This window comes from bacterium (genome assembly GCA_012517375.1).
Lineage (GTDB): Bacteria > Hydrothermota > Tepidihabitantia > B3-TA06 > B3-TA06 > JAAYVC01.
In genome coordinates, this window is sequence record JAAYVC010000078.1 from 1 (window position 1) to 18,922 (window position 18,922).

Annotated in this window: 20 protein-coding genes; 5 read left to right on the forward strand and 15 right to left on the reverse strand. The window is 45.1% G+C overall.

The window, feature by feature from the left end; translation table 11 throughout:
* From GX441_08445 to GX441_08455, 3 genes are all read right to left on the reverse strand, one after another.
* The coding region (locus tag GX441_08445) for an FAD-dependent thymidylate synthase (GenBank protein ID NLI98669.1) at window positions 1-606 on the reverse strand (606 nt) is incomplete at its 3' end.
* A 97-nt stretch (window positions 607-703) separates the two neighbouring features.
* Complete coding sequence (locus GX441_08450) at window positions 704-1,069, reverse strand: energy transducer TonB (GenBank protein ID NLI98670.1); 366 nt, start codon at window positions 1,067-1,069, stop codon at window positions 704-706.
* Between the two features lie 48 nt (window positions 1,070-1,117).
* The gene (locus tag GX441_08455; protein ID NLI98671.1) at window positions 1,118-1,516 is read right to left on the reverse strand and encodes a winged helix-turn-helix transcriptional regulator; all 399 of its coding nucleotides are present in this window, start codon (window positions 1,514-1,516) and stop codon (window positions 1,118-1,120) included.
* Window positions 1,517-1,659: 143 nt separating this feature from the next.
* Here GX441_08455 and GX441_08460 point away from each other — a divergent pair, with 143 nt between their 5' ends.
* The 4 genes from GX441_08460 (at window position 1,660) to GX441_08475 (ending at window position 4,821) form a co-directional block, all read left to right on the forward strand.
* A complete protein-coding gene (locus GX441_08460) occupies window positions 1,660-2,244 on the forward strand; it encodes a PadR family transcriptional regulator (GenBank protein NLI98672.1) in 585 nt (194 codons plus the stop codon).
* A 13-nt stretch (window positions 2,245-2,257) separates the two neighbouring features.
* Complete coding sequence (locus GX441_08465) at window positions 2,258-2,788, forward strand: hypothetical protein (protein ID NLI98673.1); 531 nt, start codon at window positions 2,258-2,260, stop codon at window positions 2,786-2,788.
* 7 nt (window positions 2,789-2,795) lie between these two features.
* The gene (locus GX441_08470; protein ID NLI98674.1) at window positions 2,796-3,458 is read left to right on the forward strand and encodes a hypothetical protein; all 663 of its coding nucleotides are present in this window, start codon (window positions 2,796-2,798) and stop codon (window positions 3,456-3,458) included.
* Between the two features lie 103 nt (window positions 3,459-3,561).
* The gene (locus tag GX441_08475; GenBank protein ID NLI98675.1) at window positions 3,562-4,821 is read left to right on the forward strand and encodes a serine protease; all 1,260 of its coding nucleotides are present in this window, start codon (window positions 3,562-3,564) and stop codon (window positions 4,819-4,821) included.
* 3 nt (window positions 4,822-4,824) lie between these two features.
* On the opposite strand, the gene GX441_08480 is transcribed toward GX441_08475, so the two are convergent.
* The 12 genes from GX441_08480 to GX441_08535 all read right to left on the reverse strand — a co-directional run bounded on the left by GX441_08480 (window position 4,825) and on the right by GX441_08535 (window position 18,371).
* A complete protein-coding gene (locus GX441_08480; protein ID NLI98676.1) occupies window positions 4,825-5,343 on the reverse strand; it encodes an HD domain-containing protein in 519 nt (172 codons plus the stop codon).
* A 45-nt stretch (window positions 5,344-5,388) separates the two neighbouring features.
* Window positions 5,389-6,195, reverse strand: coding sequence for an alpha/beta hydrolase (locus GX441_08485; GenBank protein NLI98677.1), 807 nt, complete (start codon window positions 6,193-6,195; stop codon window positions 5,389-5,391).
* 112 nt (window positions 6,196-6,307) lie between these two features.
* Window positions 6,308-6,994 (reverse strand): deoxyribose-phosphate aldolase, encoded by a 687-nt coding sequence (gene deoC, locus GX441_08490; protein ID NLI98678.1) that lies wholly within the window; start codon window positions 6,992-6,994, stop codon window positions 6,308-6,310.
* A gap of 11 nt (window positions 6,995-7,005) precedes the next feature.
* Window positions 7,006-8,370 (reverse strand): cysteine--tRNA ligase, encoded by a 1,365-nt coding sequence (locus GX441_08495; protein NLI98679.1) that lies wholly within the window; start codon window positions 8,368-8,370, stop codon window positions 7,006-7,008.
* Window positions 8,371-8,556: 186 nt separating this feature from the next.
* Entirely contained in the window at window positions 8,557-9,366 is an 810-nt protein-coding gene (locus tag GX441_08500; protein ID NLI98680.1) for a response regulator, read from the reverse strand.
* Window positions 9,356-11,065: a GAF domain-containing protein gene (locus GX441_08505; protein ID NLI98681.1), complete on the reverse strand. Its 1,710-nt coding sequence runs from the start codon at window positions 11,063-11,065 to the stop codon at window positions 9,356-9,358. The genes GX441_08500 and GX441_08505 overlap by 11 nt, the downstream gene beginning before the upstream one ends.
* Before the next feature lie 35 nt (window positions 11,066-11,100).
* Window positions 11,101-13,305 (reverse strand): outer membrane protein assembly factor BamA, encoded by a 2,205-nt coding sequence (gene bamA / locus GX441_08510; protein ID NLI98682.1) that lies wholly within the window; start codon window positions 13,303-13,305, stop codon window positions 11,101-11,103.
* Window positions 13,306-13,358: 53 nt separating this feature from the next.
* Window positions 13,359-15,767, reverse strand: a complete 2,409-nt coding sequence (locus GX441_08515; protein NLI98683.1) for an ATP-dependent Clp protease ATP-binding subunit — start codon at window positions 15,765-15,767, stop codon at window positions 13,359-13,361.
* Between the two features lie 54 nt (window positions 15,768-15,821).
* A complete protein-coding gene (gene rplU / locus GX441_08520; protein ID NLI98684.1) occupies window positions 15,822-16,124 on the reverse strand; it encodes a 50S ribosomal protein L21 in 303 nt (100 codons plus the stop codon).
* Window positions 16,124-16,498, reverse strand: a complete 375-nt coding sequence (gene secG, locus GX441_08525) for a preprotein translocase subunit SecG (GenBank protein NLI98685.1) — start codon at window positions 16,496-16,498, stop codon at window positions 16,124-16,126. Before secG ends, rplU begins: the two co-directional genes overlap by 1 nt.
* 2 nt (window positions 16,499-16,500) lie before the next feature.
* Window positions 16,501-17,259 carry a triose-phosphate isomerase gene (locus tag GX441_08530; GenBank protein ID NLI98686.1) on the reverse strand — a complete coding sequence of 253 codons (759 nt, stop codon included), beginning with the start codon at window positions 17,257-17,259 and terminating at the stop codon, window positions 16,501-16,503.
* A gap of 101 nt (window positions 17,260-17,360) precedes the next feature.
* On the reverse strand, window positions 17,361-18,371 hold the full coding sequence (locus GX441_08535; protein ID NLI98687.1) for a hypothetical protein: 1,011 nt from the start codon (window positions 18,369-18,371) through the stop codon (window positions 17,361-17,363).
* 129 nt (window positions 18,372-18,500) lie between these two features.
* Between GX441_08535 and GX441_08540 the strand changes: the two genes are divergently transcribed.
* The coding region (locus GX441_08540; GenBank protein ID NLI98688.1) for an NAD(P)-binding domain-containing protein at window positions 18,501-18,922 on the forward strand (422 nt) is incomplete at its 3' end.

Consider the following 18,922-nt stretch of genomic DNA (forward strand, 5'->3'; position numbering starts at 1 on the left):
CATAAGTTCGAGTTCCCTGGCATTAACGGTCATGCCCAGCTGTGATTGAGTTGCAAGAGAAGCGACAAACCTTGCATCCTCTTTAGCCCGGTTTGCCAGTTCACGTTTGTCGGCAGCGAGGGATTTATCGTGCGAGGCGTGGTATAACTTAAGCTCATCGACCATGACGCGGTAGAGTTCATTTTCCTTTTGAATAAGGGCCTTGAACTCTTTTTCGAAACCGGATTCTACAATCTCCCGAGGAAGCACATAATCATCCCTGAGGGTTATATAACGTTGCGATTTCTCCGTGAAGGAAGCGAGTCGAAACCCCTGAAGAAGCTCGACTGCTAGACGCGATATCCCGATTACATCGAAGTTGAAGCATGCATGCTCGGCAACCGAGTGATGACCCATCTCGAAGATTATTGTGCGGTTCGAGTTTCTTGCTTTCTCTACCTCCTCCCTCGATTGCCGGCGGAGTTCGTCCACCCTCTGGGGATAACGGCTTATCCGCGCATACGCGGCTGAAATTGTCTCCGGCGTGACCGGTAGATTGCTGTTGCCCTTTTTCAGCTCATCGATTATGGCGTTATCGAGATTGAAGCCGGCAAGGATTACTTCCATAAAGGGATGATACGGAGTACAAAAGCAAGGTCAAGCAAATCTTTTTTGACTGGCTGTATTATGACTTTATAGTCGATACGGATAGCGCGTTTTAATTCTATGTCAATCTAAAATTGAAGGATAACAGAACCCACACCCTTACAGGTTCGCCGTTCCTGGTAGGCTCTGTAAACTCCCACTCCCCTGCTGCGTCCCTTGCGGCACTGTCCAGGGATGAGTAGCCTGAGCTTTGTGAAATTTCGACCTTGTTAACTTTGCCGTCAGTACCTACAAGCGCTTTTATGATGACCGTGCCCTCCTCGCCTTGCAATCTAGCGTCAGGTGGATAATTCGGAAAAGGACTATATATCGCAACAAAACCTTCATCCAATTCCGAATAAGAAACTATCTCCGCAGGAGGTGTACACGATGATTGGGATATTGCCAAGAGAATTATTGAAATTTGTATAGTTATTTTATTCATAAAAGTCCTCCGTTGAATTGTAATTTTTTTTTTAGTTGTCAAGGTAGCCTATATTGATTCCTGCTCCTCTTCTCTCTCTAGCTCGACAATGGCTGATTGTATACGTTCAAGATCGTGCTCAAGCCTCTCTTTCAAAGCAATAAGGCGTTCAAGACGTTGACGTCTTTCCAGTTTGCGCTGAATAGTCAAGTTCTCGAAATTGATGCGGCAAACGGCATCGAAAATCTCCTCAAGTCTTGCCAAAGCCAGGGGATTAAGGGAGTAAGCAATGAAGTATGAATGGCGCTCGTCTGCAACAAGTTCGAATTTCTTGAGAACCTTAAGATGCTGGGATACAGCGCTCTGGCTTATGCCTAAACGGGAAGCTATATCCCCTACATCCAGAGGTCCGGATTTAAGCACCTCCAGGATGCTCATCCTGCTGTGAGTGCCCAGCGCGCGCATCACTCGCGCACGCTCTTCGATAGAGAGCCTTCTCATAAAACTATATTAGTGTTTACTAAAAGAATTATAGGACTGACGGAAAGCGTGTCAAGTTGCAGAAATGGCAATACGGCTTGACAAAAATTTTTCTATGCATATAATATTATATGCATATAAATAATCTTAAATCAGGACTACAGAATAAACTTGCAGAGACCGATGTAGCTGTGCTTGGCCTTCTGGCAGAAAAACCTTCGTACGGTTACGAGATCGAACAGCGCGTTTCATCACGGGGAATGCGAAACTGGACAAGAATGGAACAAAGCTCAATCTATAACAGCCTGCGCCGTCTTGAAAGAAAAGGATTAGTCCGTTCTGAACGAAAGGAAGTGGATGGTCGTCTTCGCCGCATCTACGTGCCGACAACTGAAGGTTCAAAAGCTCTAGCGCAGGAGGTCTACAATAATCTTTCGATTCCTGCAAAGGAACTAACAAATTTCGACTTGGGCTTATGCAACATATACGCAATCGGCAGGGAAAAAGCTATCGACGCTCTCATGCATTACAACCGCGCTTTGGAGGAAACGATAAGCTTTTTTGATTCTAATGCAAAGAAGATGCGCGCGTTCGGGATTCCTATCGCGGCTTGGCTTTTCGAACGTCCTTCGGCCGAGTGCCGGGCCAGAGTTCAGTGGATACGTGAGTTTATTGAGGAACTCAAGAAAGCGGAGTTCCCCAAAATCAACAACTAAGTAAGGAGATGCAATGATTGAAAAAAAGTTGAAACCTGAGAAAAGTCCGAAATGGCTGAGGGTCTCGGGCTGGGTGATTCTTGCAATAAACGCCCTGTGTATGATTAATGCAGCCTGGTTCTTTCTTGCCCTCGCAAGGTTTCCATTTATCGGCTGGATATTCTTTAACGCCTGTTTCGTATCCAGCTTGATATGGATTGTAGGATTTATCTTCAAATGGCGCTGGATGATGATGGCTTCGCTGCCGTTTCTTCTTTTTTTTGGCGGCGGAGGACTTTTCATCTTTCCATGGTCAGGAAACATGATTACTGCACAGGTGAGCCACATAGCAATGATGTTTGCGCTTACGTATGCAATTGTCGATGCTTTCGTAACCAGGGGATGGAAGTCGAAGCTGATAGGACTCGCGGGAGGAATTGCGGTTTTTGCAGGGTTCTTAATCGTCCAACAGGATTATGCAAAAAAACACCCCGAACTTTGGCTAAAGATGGGCATGCAGGCTCCGAACGCGGAATCTGGTGCGACCAGAAGATACAACAAGTGAGTACAAGATGACAAAAACACGAGGTCAGAAACCAGCAAAAGTTGACTGCAAGAAGCTATTAAAAGAGCTTTACATGCCGCCGATAAAGGAACCAACTATCGTAGATGTGCCTGAAATGAATTTTATAATGATTGATGGAATCATCAGGCCAGGTGAAAAAGTAGATGAATCCACGGATTTCATGGATGCGATGCAGACGTTATACGGTCTCGTATACACATTAAAATTCATGCTCAAGGGCAAATCGGGTATCCCTGATTCCATAATAATGCCTCTCGAGGGTCTGTGGTGGTTCGACAGCAAGAAGGGCGATGGCACCGATTTCGAGATGGGCCGCAGGGACATTCCCTGGTACTTCACTGCCATGATAATGCAGCCCGAGCATATTAAATATGAGCATTTTCTTGAGGCCAGGGATCAGCTCAAGACAAAGAAGGATCCTCCCGGGCTTTTAAAAGCCCGATTCGAAAGCTGGGAGGAGGGGCGCAGCGTCCAGATTATGCACTTAGGACCGTATTCCGAAGAGATGCCTGCAATCGAAAAGATGCATAAATACGCAATCGACAAGGGTTACAAACTGCACGGCAAACACCACGAGATTTACATGGGTGATCCGAGGCGAACCAAACCTGAGAGGTTAAAAACAATATTGAGGCATCCAATAGAATAACTTTCCAGACTAAGAGATAGACGAATTCTGAGATTAACGTAGGTGACGAAATGATAATGCATGATGGGTGTTGACTCTCACATCAATCAGATTATATTGTCGCATGCAAAACCAGCCGACGAATAGGGATTTCAAACCACTCATTGTTATTGCGTGGATAATGAGTGTTTCCGCAATACTTAGAGCTCAAGTATATCCCTCGAATGTGGTGGACGATGTCAGGTCATTTTCAATTACGCTAATTACTTATGACAGTCTGGATAATCCGATGTCGATAGGCTGCGGTTTCTTTATCGGAGGACAAGGAGATATAGTTACAAGTAGACACGTTATCAAGGAGGCGAGCCGGGTTGAGATTCTCACTTCTGATAGAAAACGCTGGACTGCCAGGCAGGTTGTGGCTGAGGACATAGAAGCAGACCTGATAAGATTATCCGTTGATATTCAAAGTGATAATATTCACCCCCTCCCCATAGCAGGCTTAATACCTGAAATCGGAGAAGCCGTTGTAGTGATTGGACCTCAAATCGACGAAGCAAAAACATCAAGAAAGGTTCTGGAAGGAACAATCTCCGCTTTGAGAGAAATAGGAGGGTTTGGAACCATTCTTGAGATTTCAACGCCAGTGTCTCCCGGATTCAGTGGAAGCCCGGTAGTGAATTCGAAAGGCGAGGTTGTGGGCGTCACGGCATTCCAGCTGACAGGTCAAGACACAACCAACTACGCCGTATCATCCGAACGAATTATGAAACTTGTATCCGACACCTCGATAGATATCCGTGTCTGGGAGTCTGAGCGCAGAAATAGAGAACCAAATTCAAACAACGAGTTGTATCTCAAAGGAATGAATTTTATACTGCAGGAAAACTGGGATGCCGCCCTTGCGTGTTTCGATTCGATCATCGAGGAGAGCCCCTTGCATATTCTTGCCTACCCCATGAAAGGATACTGCAATCTTAAACTTGAACGCTGGGATGAAGCCGTCAAGGCTTACTATCAGGCGCTCATGATTGATCCTACCGACGCGGCCTCCTACTACGATATGGCCCTGGCCTACGCAAAGTCTGAACAATGGGGTGAAGCGATGGCGTCATACAAACAGGCAATCCGGCTTGACAGTACAAATGCTGATTCATACTGCGGTCTTGGTATTGCCTACGTTAATCTTGATGAATGGAAAGAGGCGAGGGAGTGTTTCAGAAAGGCTTCGGCAATAAACCCCAATCTCGCATCCGCACACTACGGCGCAGGCTTAACTTCGTGGGTCTTAGATGATATGGATTCAGCATGGTTCGAGTATCATATGCTTGAACAACTCGATAAAAAAATGGCTGAGGATCTTTACTCAAAAATAAGCGAATAACAATCAAGTTACGGACATTGCTTTCTTTATAAGCTCGTCAATCTCGGATACAATCCTTCTTTTTACGTCGTAAGCCTCGAGTGCGAGAACCCTTTCTTTTTCATTTTTCCATTCCTGGCTTAAACGATGTATAAAATCAAGTTTAACCATGGGGTCTATTGCCTTTCCGTCCGGACCTGTCGTTATATCTGCATATATAAGCACTTTTGCCTCAATCGGCAGATCATCGGTTTGAGGAAGGGCATGCACCTTCACAAGCGAAGCCAAATCATCAAGCCCCCTCTCCTTAAGAATCTCTGCGCTAGCAGCTCCATGATCAAGGCCGTGAGGTTCTGTAAGTCCAATATCATGCAAAAGAGCGGCAAGAAAAACCCTCTCTGTATAAAACGAATGTCCTGCGGCTTCGAGTATTCTGCAAACGGCCTCGGCACGTTTTGCAACTCCTTCGGAATGTCTTTGTGTCTCTTCGTCCATTCCTATTCCTTTAAGAAGTTCGCGGGCTTTTTGTCTATTGATGTTCATGACGATTTCCTATTTTACAATATTGTGCGCGATATAATCGATTTGTCAAGAGCAATCCAGAAGCCTCGGAAGCACGGCCTCAGAGAACAACCTCGGGTCTTCAACAACAGGATTATGAACCGACCCTTCAACACTTATGCTTTCGAATTTCTCAAAGCAACAGCTGTAGCTTTTTTCAAACGCGGCCACCTGTCCAAAAGTTTCTCTAGGTATAGGAAACAATGTCCTGACAGGCAACTTGGGTCGGGAGTGAAGATTCGTTTCCCGAGCGTATAAATACAGCGCCTTAAGATAAGCAGACATGCAGTGCGTCGGAACTGCCGTAAGCCTGCGTTCAGTATAACCGGTACCCTTGCCTTCTTCTTCAAGGGGAAAAGCCTTCAGAAGCAATTTCCTGCCTATAGATGTTTTGAAAACCAGATTGAGCAGAATATCCTTTATTAGAGGATAAAGAAGAAGAAAAAAGTAATCCGGCATAAATGCATGCGGTTCATTGAGTATGAGGTTTTTAACCTTGTCAGGATGAGTGTAGGCATACTCAAGAGCGACATTAGCGCCAATGCAATTCCCCATAAGGTTTATTCTGTCTATACCCGATTTATTCCTGAATGTATCCACCCATCTGACCATATCAGAAATCCTGTAAGCGCTCCTGCGAGCTGAGACCGAACCAAAACCAGGCCATGCTAACTGGAAAACCTTGAAGTGTGGATTGAACCATTTCAGTATGCCGTCATACGTTCGCTCGTGGCCAGCCCAGCCATGCAGACAAAATAACGCTTCGCCCTTTCCAGTGACTTGGTAGCTTATCGACTCATCACCCACATCGATAGAGGGAAACCGCTCCAGCATCACCTAAGAATAGGGATGGTTAGGGCGCTGTCAACCTAAGCAGTTTAGCGATTTATGTTTAGATTTGACACATTCGAACGGAGTTTTATGAAATCTTTATAAGTCTATGCTCTTAATGAGAGAAAGAGGCGAATCTTATTTTTGCCTCTTCGATTATTGCTCGACCGTGTGATGAACCGATTCGCGAAGCGCCTGCCTCAAGCATCCGGATAGTCTGGTCCAGGCTTCTAATACCTCCCGAAGCTTTTACTCCAATCTTTCCCTGTACGGCTTCGTAAAGAAGCTTTACGTCTGATGAAGTCGCGCCGGGGGCTACGACGCCTGTTGATGTTTTAACGTAATCGGCCCCTGCGTCAGCCGTGATCCTGGCGGCAGTCTTCTTCTCATCATCATTCAACCAGCCAGTTTCTATGATTATTTTAAGTATCTTCTTTTCAGTCCTGCGCCTTGCACGTTCTATTTCACCAGCAACCCAGATAGTATCACCCGTACGAAACCTTCCTATGTTTATAACCATATCAAACTCCTCAGCACCCATCTCAAGTCCTTGCTCTATCTCGAAAAGTTTTGTTTTAGTCAGATTGGCGCCGTGAGGGTATCCTATGGCGATGCCAAGTCTTACAGGCGAACCTTTAATTATCTGCTGGGCGTCCGCAATCCATGAAGGATGAAGGAAAACTGATTTGAAATTGTAAAGTACAGCCTCTTCCAAGAAATGCTCCATATCTGATCTGGTAGCTTCAGGCCTTAGCATTGAAGCGTCTATGAACCCTGCCAGGTCTTCGGCAGATTTTGGCATGATCCTGGGATTCATTTGAATCTTATTCTTGAACCGTCTTTCGTATCTTCGAGCACCAAACCAGCTCCTTGAATCGCGTCACGGAGTTTATCAGCCCATTCGAATGATTTTGCCTTGCGGAGTTCGGTCCGGAATTCAAGAATAATACTGACAAGCTTATCAAGGTTTTCGCTTCCCCTCTCACGTCTTGGCTTAAAACCGAGTATATCAAGAGCCAAATTCAGTTTTGCCGATACTTCCTTAAGTTTGGAGATTTCGCCAGCAGCAAGGGCTTCATTACCCTGACGCACCAGTTCAAACATCAAAGCCGTCGCTTTTGGGGTATTGAAATCATCCGCAAGCGCCGATTCAAATTCAGGATATTCTAAAACAATATTATGCTCATCTAGCGATGATTCTACTCCTGTAAGAAAAGTGGATATTCGTTCCCAGGCTGACTTTGCCTCTTCCATGCCTTCGAACGAATACTCGGTTTGCGCACGATAGTGGACTCGCAGTATAAACATCCTCAACACATTGGGATCATACATTTCAAGAACATCGCGTGCTGTTATAACGTGCCCGGTAGATTTGCTCATCTTCTGTCCTGATAGATTAAGCATTTCCACGTGCATCCATGATTTTGCAAAAGGTTCGCCTGTAGCAGCCTCGAACTGTGCTATTTCGTTTTCGTGATGAGGAAAAACAAGGTCTTCTCCGCCCGCGTGCAAGTCGAATCCTGAACCGAGATAGTGGGTGGACATTGCAGAGCATTCGATGTGCCAGCCTGGTCTGCCACTCCCCCAGGGAGAAAACCAGTAAGGTTCACCTGGTTTTGCCGATTTCCATAAGGCAAAATCCAGGGGATCGCGCTTGTTTTCGCTTGGGTCTACCCTGGCACCTGATTCGAGATCGTCAATGTTTTTGCCTGACAGTAATCCGTACCTTGGATATGAGCGAACATCAAAATATACATCACCTGCCGATTCATATGCATGTTTTTTGTCAACGAGAAGGGAAACAAGTCTTATAATCTCTTCGATATGCTGGGTTGCCCTGGGCATGACCGTTGGAGGCTCCACATTTAGAGCAGATGTGACATAAACCAGCTCCTGAGTATTCCTCTCCGCCAGCATACGCCAGTCAATACCCTCGGCTCTGGACTTCTCAATGACTTTATCATCTATATCAGTAATGTTCTGAATGAGTTTGACTCCGAACCCTTTCCATCTAAGGAAGCGCCTTAGCGCATCCATGACTATGTAGCCGCGAAGATGTCCTACGTGTGGTCTTGCCTGAACGGTCATTCCGCAATGGTAAATCCGAACCGTATTATCCAGGGGTTCCAGCCGCTTCTTTTTATGACTCAAAGTATCATATATCTCTACGTTCATCATGGTTATTTTAAGGCAAAGGTACTGCTTGTCAATGAAAGGGCTTCTCCTTAAATTAGCTTGACGAGTTTTCCAATATCTGATATCTCACATTCAAAACTTACATATTAGCTGCTTCAGCATCTTTTTAAAAGACGCTGTTTGGATGCAAGCTGCGCCCTTATACTGCCTTTCGAGTAAAAAATCTTGCTAACTTCCCTCGTTTTCTCTTTCTCTCACGTACCGGATGAAGTCCTCGACGATATTACCCGACGAAATGGGTTTATTTTTCTCGAACTCATCAGCTACCTTCGCCCATTCCAGAAGCAGGGGCGTTATTTTAAGTCTTTCCTCAACTTGAACTTCTTCAAAGGGATTAAAAAAGAACCTGCCTTCTGGCCATGCCAGCGCTGTAAACACTGCTATCTTGCCCTTCTTTTTTCCGCAAGTGGCTTGAACCACTTCGCCGTTCGAAATAAGAATGATTGCTTCCTGGTTTTCGGACGTTACCGAAACGCTCCCAGTCTTCTGTCCGAGTTCCAGTATCTGCAGGATATCTATGAGATTCCTTCCTGCAAGACTTCCCTCAAGACTGCCGTCAGAAGAGGGTCCTAATTTAACGTTGTCCAGCCATCTTAACCTGGCATCCACTCTGGCAAGAAGTTTATCTACGTCAAAGGGCTTTGTTATATAATCATCCGCTCCTAACGACAGCCCTTCAATTTCATCCTCTCTTGCATCCTTTGCAGTCAAAAAGATGAATCTTACGCTCCCGAATCTGCCGTCCGCCCGGACGTTTCTGCAGAGTTCAAAACCGTCCATCTCAGGCATTGCCACATCGGCTATAATGAGGTGGGGATTGAAACTAGGCATTTGTCTGAGAGCGTCATTGCCGTTTACGGCCGTCTTTACTGCATAGCCTCTTTCGTTAAGCACCCTCTCAAGAATTGTTCTAAGCCTTGCTTCGTCATCCACTATTAAAACTCTTTTTGACATCTGGGCCTTAGTTTTATTGTTCATTTGAGCCTCTTGCAGGCAGATAAACATTAAACACTGTTCCTTCGCCGAAAACACTTTTCACATCCAGCCACCCGCCCTGAGCCTCGATGAACTGTTTTGTTATCGAAAGCCCAAGCCCGACACCCTCTATCTTAGAACCACCTACTCTGTAAAACGGAACAAAAATCTTTTCAAGCTCTTGAGGTTTGATGCCTATTCCAGTATCCTCTATTGAAACCCTTGTGAAATTTCTCTCAGAGCTGTCGACTTCAATCCTAATCCTCCCGGCGTCTTTATTGTACTTAATCGCATTGCTTATGATATTCAAGATTGCCTGTCTTGTTCTTGAAACGTCACCCCATGCAAAAGCCTCTCCTTTTGCTTCCAGGGCAATTGTTATGCCTCTTTCACTAGCCGTTTTCATAAACATATCTATGAGTCCTTTAATCATGCCTGTCACTTCAAAATTTACCGCATTCCACTCCATTCTGCCCTGCTCAAGTCTAGCGATATTCAAAAGATTTTCTATTAATTCGTTCAGATTATCAACCTCACTCAGTACGACGTCAAGTTGTTCATCTAATTCATCAGCGGGGATTTCCTTTTTGTTCTTTACATACCACGCATAGCTTTTAATAACCGATAGAGGCGTTCTGAATTCATGAGATAAGGCAGACATCATTCTCGATTTAGCAAGATTTTGCTCTCGCGCTTGTTCATACAACTGTGCATTCAGTATAGCCATTGCCGCTTGCTGAGCGTATATTGTCAGAAGCTGAAGATCATCTTCTTTGAACGCATTAAGCAAGGGTGATTCAATATCCAGTACGCCGACAAGCTTGCCTTCAGCGATCATCGGGACGGCAAGTTCAGAGCTAACCTCTAACACACCTTTTATGTACCTGGGGTCCATCATTGTGTCATTTATCAAAAGAGCTGAGCGACTCTTTGCTGCATATCCTATTATTCCTTCGCCTAAAGCTATTTCTTTGTGTCCTATCTCTTCCATAAAACGCTGAGATGCCGCCTTCAGCCGCAGTATTTGATCCTCGGGATCATACAGAACGATTACAGAATAAGCAGGAGCATATATATCTGAGAGTATATTGACTATCTCAAACAAAAGCTCATCCAAGGTCGCTCTGGACTGAAGTTTAAGCATTAACCTGTACATCCTGTTTCGCTGGGTTATTCTGTGTTCGAGGGTTTCAACCAAACGCATCCCCTCCAGTGCCAAACCTATTTGCCTTGAAATACAAGAAAGCGTCTTAACGATTTGTTCATCAAAACCCTTATCATTCTTGCTGAATATCTCAAGAACGCCGATTACATTCTCCTTTGCACGAAGAGGCAATGCAAGAACCGACCTTATTCCTATATTCAATAATTCTTTATCGTTGTACAAGTCATCTTGAATAAAAAAAATCATCGTTTCACCCGATTGGGCGCTGTAACCGGCAAGACCATCGCCGAACCGTCTCGGAATTAGTTTTTCTAGGGTCTTCGGAAGCGGCCCCATTGTCTGGTACACATCAAGCGTACCGGTTCTTTCGTTTGCCAACCGAAAGATACCGCCCTCCGCCCCAGAGTAGTCTATTACTTCTTTGAATACTCGGTCTACGACATCGGAAAAATCCTGGGCGCTAGTCAGAATACCAGTTAATTTGTCGCGAAACTCAAGCGCTTCAGACTGCCTTTTTAAAAGAAAACCTTCATCCAAGCTTTCAGATTGCGCTACCTGGCGCAAAGACATGGCTAGAAAGACCGGCTTATCTGAAAATGCGGGTGGAAGATCTCTGAAAGCGGCGTACCTTCCGGATAATCAAGCCCAAAACCTGCATCAAAACCTAATACACCTACGTAAGCAATTTCAAATCTTATCCCCAAACCTGTCCCCTTATTAAGTTCAGATAGATTGACCTGATCTAAGCTTTCCCAAGCGCTTCCCGCATCAAAAAAGCCTATGATTGCGATTTGTGGGGTTATCTTTACTTTTAATTCTGTGTTAAAAACAGCCATAGCCCTTCCTCCGATTAGAGCGCCGTTTACAACGGTCCCAAGCGAGTAATCGTCGTAGCCTCTAACAAATCCATCGTACGATGTCCCGCCTGGTCTGTAACGTTCGTAAATAGGTATGGTATCGGACGATCTTAATCCAGTGATATAACCGAGTCTCATCTTTTGCGTCAACACTATCCTCTTCTCCCACGCAACAGGAAAGTTGAATTGAATATCGAGATTTTCTTTAATGAATGAGATATCTCCGCCCAACGGACCACCGGCTAATTCTATGGATTGATTGAATAATGACCCGGAAGAAGGATTAGAGAAGTTGTCTCTTGAGTCACGCACAAGGTTGAAAGTAGTTGAGATGGTTGTTTTAGGGTACGATAAAGGGTCAAATCCAAGTATAGGATCGTTTGGAAAAGGCCTTTTTGAAACACTATCAATAAAAACCCTGTCTACGGCGAACGTTAAGCCCCCTCGGGTATAATCTAAAGGAAGAGGTCTTGATGCGGAGATAGAACCTCCGAGCGAGGTCTTTTTATAGGCAGTTTTAGCGGCATCATACAACTCCTTCTGCTCTGTCTTGTAATGCATCTCGCCGCCCAATGAAGTCGGAGTGTCGAATAACCAGGGTTCTGTAAGGCCCAGAGAAGCCTGAGTTGAAGATGTGCCTTTTTCAAGTTGAAGATATCCGTTTTGCCCGCCCCCGAATACATTTGGATGCGTTATCCCGACGTTTCCTAGAAGACCCTGTTCCTTGCCTGCATAGGTGACGCCAACGGAAAACTGGCCAGACGGTTTTTCTTGAACTACAAATACGAGATCGATTGTTCCTTGCTCACCCTCAACATCCTCAGGGTAAAAACGCACATCGCTGAAAAGCCCGCTGTACATTATGTTTCTTTGGCTTCTCTCCACTTTAGAGTATTTGAAGACGGAACCGGGCAAAAGGGTTATCTCCCGTCGAATCGCATTGTCCCGCACACTCTGATTACCTTTAATAATTATACGTCTGACTTTAGCTGGCTGACCCTCTACAATACTGAATGCTATATCGACGGTATCTCCTTTAAGAGTTTCTATAGGATCAACCGAAGCATATATGTATCCTTCCTCCCAGTATGCTCGTCTGATTCTATCCACTGAAAGCCTTGACATGGATAAGCTATAGGGTTTTGTTTTCTCAATGACTACAGCTTTCACCAAGGTCGATTCCGGAAGCGCTTCGCGGCCTTGGAATGAATACTCACCTGTATAATATCTTTTCCCTTCGTCTACATGTATTACAATATCCAGTTGTCCGTTAGTATCTATCGGCAACTCTGTTTCGGTTACTTTCGCATCTATCCAGCCTTTATCATGATAATAGGCCTCAATTGTTTCAATGTCTTTTTTGAATTTCTGGTCATCAAACCGTCCGGAACGAAGAATGAACCATTTAGGTCTGTTTTTCATAAGCCGTTCTAGCCGAATGGACTGTACAGAATTATTACCGGTAAAAGATATTGTAGATATGTGTACGCCTTTTCCCTCCTCTATCTCCAAACGTGCAATTGAGTAGCCCTGCTTATCCGATTCGATTATTTTCGTAGAAACCTTTGCGAGAAGGTAATTTTTCTTTTTGTATTGCTCTCTTACCTTGCGTTCCCAGTCAAATATCTGCCTTGCTGATAGCACTGCGTCTGAATCAGCAGCGATTTCTTTTAAAAGATTGTTGGTTTTGATTTTCCGATTCCCGACAATCTCAAGCCTCTCCAGCCTCGAAGGCTGTTCGACCTGTATGGTGACTTGAACGGTTGAATCAACAAGAGATGTATCTATAGCTACGTAGTCATAGTAGCCTGTCTGATACAGCTTGCGGATGGCTTCAGCGACCTGACTCTCGTCATAATTAACGCCTGCACTGAAACCTGAGATTGTGCCTATGAAATTTGCGTTTGCGCTTGAAGGCAATACTCGTACTTCGCCTATTGGAAGGGATAAAATAAAAAGGGATACGACAAGATTCATACAGCCGTTTCGAAGACTAACTTCTCGCCGGAGCGGTGGATATTTATTTCGCGTCCCTGTTCAAGCTTTTTCCTGAGTATCTCTTCGGAAAGAGGGTCTTCAAGCAATCGTCTAAGCGCTCTTTTTAAAGGTCTTGCACCGTATTTAACATCGAATCCCTGTTCAACAAGCAGCTCCCTGCTCGCATCATCCAATTTGAGTGTTAAACCTTTATCCTTAAGGCGTTCTTCAACTTCATATATAAGAATATCAACAATCTTGAGCATCGCCAGTCTATCAAGAGAGTGGAAAACAACAATCTCGTCTACTCTATTAAGAAACTCAGGTCTGAAAACCTTTTTTACTTCTTCCAGCAATCTCTCTCGCATCCTTTCATAGTTTTCTTCGATTGTCTCACGCGAAAAACCCATGGGTCCTGAGTTCTGGATGTCTGAAGTCCCTATGTTGGATGTCATTATTATCACTGTATTTTTGAAGTCAACCTTCCGGCCTAGCGAGTCGGTTACCTGACCGTCTTCCATTATTTGAAGAAGCACGTTAAACACGTCAGGGTGCGCTTTCTCTATTTCGTCGAAAAGAACGACTGCGTAAGGCCTTCTCCGAACGCGTTCGGTAAGCTGTCCGCCCTCGTCGTATCCGACGTATCCTGGAGGCGCGCCTATCAGACGGGACACATTGAACTTCTCCATGTATTCGGACATGTCTATTCGAACAAGCGCGTTCTCGTCGCTGAAGAGAAATCTCGCGAGCGTTCGTGCAAGCTCAGTCTTCCCTACGCCGGTAGGTCCTAGGAAAATAAAGGAACCTATAGGTCTGCGCGGATCCTTTACACCTGCACGCGAACGTCTTATTGCCCTTGCAACCGCTGCGAGCGCCTGATCCTGACCCACGATGCGCTTGCCTATCTCATCTTCCATCTTCAACAGTCTGTTGGTCTCTTCTTCTTCAAGCTTTGAAAGAGGAATCGATGTCCAGTTTGAAACGACGTAGGCAACCTCTTCAGGCGTAACCAGGGGATACTCCCCTTTGCTTTCAAGTTCATCCTGTTTCTCCCGCAGCGATTCCTTAAGCTGCTCTAATTCATCACGAAGATGAGCGGCTTCTTCGAAACGCTGCTCGGCAACCGACTTTTCCTTACGCTGCGTGAGTTCGGCTATCTTTTCTTCGATTTCGGCTATCTCGGGGGAAAGTACAGGGTGCAGCAATTTTACTCTTGCCCCGGCTTCATCAATAACGTCAATGGCCTTATCAGGAAGCTGTCTGTCGGAAATATATCTATCAGAAAAATGAACAGCTGCCCTGAGGGCATCCTCAGTATATCTTACACGATGATGCTCTTCGTACTTTTCTTTAAGTCCATGCAGGATTTTAACAGTATCAGCAACCGATGGAGATTCTACCGTAACGGGTTGAAAACGTCTTTCCAGAGCGGTATGTTTTTCTATGTATTTTCGATATTCTTCAAGTGTAGTTGCCCCCACGCACTGGAGTTCTCCTCTGGCAAGCGCCGGTTTGAGAATATTGGATGCATCTATGGCTCCCTCTGCTGCACCGGCTCCTACTATTGTATGCAATTCGTCCACAAAGAGGACAACATCATCCACTGAGGCTATTTCCTTGAGAATTCCTTTGAGACGCTCTTCGAATTGCCCCCTGTATTTCGTACCTGCGACGATGGATGCCATATCAAGCGCAAGAATTCTTGAACGCCGAAGGGCTAAAGGAACCTCTCCAGAGACTATCTTCTGGGCAAGGCCTTCTACGATTGCCGTCTTGCCTACTCCAGCCTCACCGATTAATACTGGATTGTTTTTCTTTCTCCTCGAGAGTATCTGAATTACCCTTTCTATCTCCTTTTCACGCCCGATTATAGGGTCCAGCTTTCCATCCTTTGCAAGCTGGGTAAGATCTCTGGAAAAATGATCAAGAAGCGGCGTCTTGGATTTCTTTTTGCGCTCCTTCCCGACATCTACACCCATCATGCGGCCAATTTCGTCTTTTACTGTCTCAAGATCTAACCCCATTCCACCCATAACCTGAGCAGCAGTGCTCGATTCTGACCGTAAGATTCCCAATAGTACGTGTTCCGTTCCAACGTAGTTATGATTCATGGCTCGTGATTCTTCGATAGCGTAATTTATAACGGCTCTTGCTTCTTCATCGAACGGGATTTCGTTGAAGGGAATTGTGACATTACCTTCTTCTAGCGAAGCAAGCAGGTTCTCCCTGATTTCATCCAGGTTGACGGCAAGGTTTGTAAGAACTGTCGCTGCTGCACTCTCCTTCTCCTCTATTAATGCCAACAAGATATGTTCAGGCCCGACGTGGTCGTGCCTGAGTCTTATCGCTTCGCGTCTGGCGTTATTAAAAATACGCCTTACGCGCTGAGTGAACTGTTCATACATACAAAAACCTCACACTCTATATTTCTTAAGACGTAAGAGACTAATACAAGGTTTCTAAAGCGACTCAATAGAAGTCACTTCCAGTTCAGAAATCGATGGTTTAAAGCCAATTTTACGGCGGTATTCTTTACGTTTCTTGAACTTAAAAACGATGACCTTTTTCCCGCGTTTGTGTTCAAGAACACGAGCCCTAATCTTAGCCTTGGGAGAAAAATGCACTTTCTCTTCGTCCTTAAGAAGTTTCACGTTTGAAAATTCCAACTCAGCGCCCGTATCCTCCGAGATATTAGGTACTCTTATCCTGTCTCCAGGTTTCACTTTATAATCGAATCCTGCGATATTAACTACTGCGTACATTATCTTCCTCCGGTATTGCCAGAATCTTGGGGTAGAACCACTCCCGGTTGATTCTGCGTCTCATTGACCTGGCCTTGAGTTTGAGTCTGAGCAGGTCTCTCTATTAGAGGCTTTTGCCTTAAACCGGAAGCAGGCAGCATAAGTAACGCAAATGTCGTTACCATGAAAGCGGCGCCAAGAATTGCGGTAATTCGGGTAATGAAAGGCGCCACGCCAGATGATCCAAATATCTGCTCGGCTCCACCCATTCCGCCGCCGCCGCCAAATACACCAGCCATACCTCCTTTTGTCCTCTGTTGGATAAGCACAACTATAACTAACAACGTACTTACCAAAAAATGCAGAGCAAGAACTGCTATAAAAAGACCTTGCATAACTAGGCTATCCTCCTTTCAATAGCACGTGTGACAATTTCTGTAAAGGAATCAATGGATAGGGAGGCTCCTCCTATCAACGCTCCATCGACTTCTTCACACGATACAAGCTCGGTAATGTTTTCGGGTTTAACGCTTCCGCCGTAAATGACCCGAATATTATCAGCGTCTTTGCCGAACCTGTTGAGTATTTTTTTTCTTATGAAGCGATGTGATGCTTCAATATCTTTAATTTCCGCCCGTTTCCCTGTACCTATCGCCCATACAGGCTCATAAGCCACTATTATAGATAACTTCTGTACTCCACTAAGAGCTATCTCCATCTGTTTCGCTAAAACTTCTTCCGTTTTTCCCTCTTCTCGCTCTTCTTCTTTCTCTCCCACGCACAGAATGCCCGTTAATCCGCTTGCCGTCACTTTCACGAGTCGTTTACCGATCATCTCATCCGATTCTTTAAATATCACCCTTCGCTCGGAATGCCCAACTATCACGTACTCGCATCCCAATTCTGCGAGGGACTTGACTGATATCTCTCCCGTATAAGCGCCTTCATCATCCCAGTGAGCGTTCTGAGCACAAAGGGCTATATTTGTGTTCGCTATTGCTTCTCCAACTCCAGCAAGCGACGTCGCAGGAGGAGATACTACAATATCGGCATCTTTAATACTTCCAAGACGTTCCACTAATCCGAGTGCAAGAGATCGCGCAGAAGATGGAGTAGTATACATCTTCCAGTTGCCGATGAGTGCAAGTCGCCTCATCTATGAATTATATAGTTGTGAAAGCCAGTGTCAAGCTGTAACATTCAGAGGAGAACCTTACAGTTCTCCTCTGATAAAATACTCGTCTAAACTAATGATGATTAGAATTTTACTTGCAGCTGGGCAATGATCTGATCGTTATTTACCGCATTCGCCTCTTCGTTGATCATCCTGTAGCACAAGGCAAGCTTGAGTTTGTTGTCGGAAAGGAAGTGGAGATTTATACCACCCGTTATTGTATTCTCAGCGTCATCTGCAACTGAAGTGTTCGGATCGACGGCTTCATACCGCACTGCCGGCTGGATGCCGTAGAAGAAGGGACAGCCTAGCTTAAAGAGCCATCCGGCTTCTGCGTAGTAGGTAATCCTTGATGAGGTGTCGTTGATTGTTCCACCAATGAACTCGCCAGCAAGCCATAACGACCATGGAGTCAAGGCGAGCTCAGCACCGTAGCGGTCGTATGGATCGGTAAGGATATTATCGGGACCTAGATTGCCGACCATGTAAGATCCACCCAGATGTAAGAAGCTCCACGGATCGACTGCAAGCCTTGCAGCAAAATCCTTGTTACTTGGAGCCAGAATATTACTGCCATTGAACACTCCGGCTTGCAAAGATAAGAAAGCTAGCTTTCCTGTCAGAGCCAGTCCTATGTTGCGATCGATAAGCGGGAATTTTCCTGAGCCAGATGCATATGTCCTTTCAGGGAAAAGAATGGTTGAAGATGATGCAAGCTTCTCCATACCTATGGGAACTGCAAATAGACCTGCCCTAAGACTTATATACTCGATTGGAGTGATATCTGCATAAGCGTCAAACAAAGATACTGCATTACCGGTAAGATTCAATACAACCTTATACGAAAGCCAGCTGCAAAAACCGCCACTTGCACCAATATAGGCTCTTCGAATTCTGAACGAATTTTCAAGTGGAGGAGCTGTATCAATTGTAGCCTCCCAACGGGGCTGAATGTAACCTGAGAATACAATCGGTTTTACCTGTTCCTTGCACTCTTGCTCTTTGCCTTCCGGACACGGAGCTTTCTGAGCATAGACGCTCGAAACGGATACGAATCCTAGACCGAGCAATAAAACAGTCATATTTAGTTTCATGCAATCCTCCTTTGGAATGTTTGAACGGCAGTTTACCCGAGGCTTTCTTAATGTCAACCTGATTATTATGTGAGCTGTGTTCACGGTATTCTGCTTGACATGGAAAACATCAGGTGTAATCTATAAACGATGGTTATGAAAATAGGACTACTCGGAGCTGGCAATGTAGGATTAAGTCTTGGTTTCGCCATGAAAAAGAAAGGATTATCCTTGGCTGGTGTCAACGATATTGATCCCCGCAAAATGCAGGAAGCTTCAGCCATTCTCGAATGCCCCAAGTTAGCCACGGAAGATCTCATGGATAATTCTGAAATCCTGATGTTTGCAATTCCAGATGATTCGATAGAAAAAATGTATTCTGAACTCAAATCCAAAATACCTGAAAAGACTTTGTTAGCTCACTTCTCGGCCTCGCTATCCTCTGAAGTATTTGATTCAGCCGAGTTCAGGCTTTCAGCTCATCCAGCCCAGGTTTTTCCATATCCAAGGTTAGAGGATGATGTCTTTAAGGATGTTTCCTTCGCACTTGAGGGAAATCCTAAAGCCGTGGC

Bases quoted from the DNA above. Each gene is read 5' to 3' on its own strand.
- GX441_08450 (NLI98670.1), bottom strand. From the start codon at position 1,069: ATGAATAAAATAACTATACAAATTTCAATAATTCTCTTGGCAATATCC.
- GX441_08460 (NLI98672.1), top strand. From the start codon at position 1,660: ATGCATATAAATAATCTTAAATCAGGACTACAGAATAAACTTGCAGAG.
- GX441_08465 (NLI98673.1), top strand. From the start codon at position 2,258: ATGATTGAAAAAAAGTTGAAACCTGAGAAAAGTCCGAAATGGCTGAGG.
- GX441_08470 (NLI98674.1), top strand. From the start codon at position 2,796: ATGACAAAAACACGAGGTCAGAAACCAGCAAAAGTTGACTGCAAGAAG.
- GX441_08475 (NLI98675.1), top strand. From the start codon at position 3,562: ATGCAAAACCAGCCGACGAATAGGGATTTCAAACCACTCATTGTTATT.
- GX441_08480 (NLI98676.1), bottom strand. From the start codon at position 5,343: ATGAACATCAATAGACAAAAAGCCCGCGAACTTCTTAAAGGAATAGGA.
- GX441_08485 (NLI98677.1), bottom strand. From the start codon at position 6,195: ATGCTGGAGCGGTTTCCCTCTATCGATGTGGGTGATGAGTCGATAAGC.
- deoC (NLI98678.1), bottom strand. From the start codon at position 6,994: ATGCCAAAATCTGCCGAAGACCTGGCAGGGTTCATAGACGCTTCAATG.
- GX441_08495 (NLI98679.1), bottom strand. From the start codon at position 8,370: ATGATGAACGTAGAGATATATGATACTTTGAGTCATAAAAAGAAGCGG.
- GX441_08500 (NLI98680.1), bottom strand. From the start codon at position 9,366: ATGAACAATAAAACTAAGGCCCAGATGTCAAAAAGAGTTTTAATAGTG.
- GX441_08515 (NLI98683.1), bottom strand. From the start codon at position 15,767: ATGTATGAACAGTTCACTCAGCGCGTAAGGCGTATTTTTAATAACGCC.
- rplU (NLI98684.1), bottom strand. From the start codon at position 16,124: ATGTACGCAGTAGTTAATATCGCAGGATTCGATTATAAAGTGAAACCT.
- secG (NLI98685.1), bottom strand. From the start codon at position 16,498: ATGCAAGGTCTTTTTATAGCAGTTCTTGCTCTGCATTTTTTGGTAAGT.
- GX441_08530 (NLI98686.1), bottom strand. From the start codon at position 17,259: ATGAGGCGACTTGCACTCATCGGCAACTGGAAGATGTATACTACTCCA.
- GX441_08535 (NLI98687.1), bottom strand. From the start codon at position 18,371: ATGAAACTAAATATGACTGTTTTATTGCTCGGTCTAGGATTCGTATCC.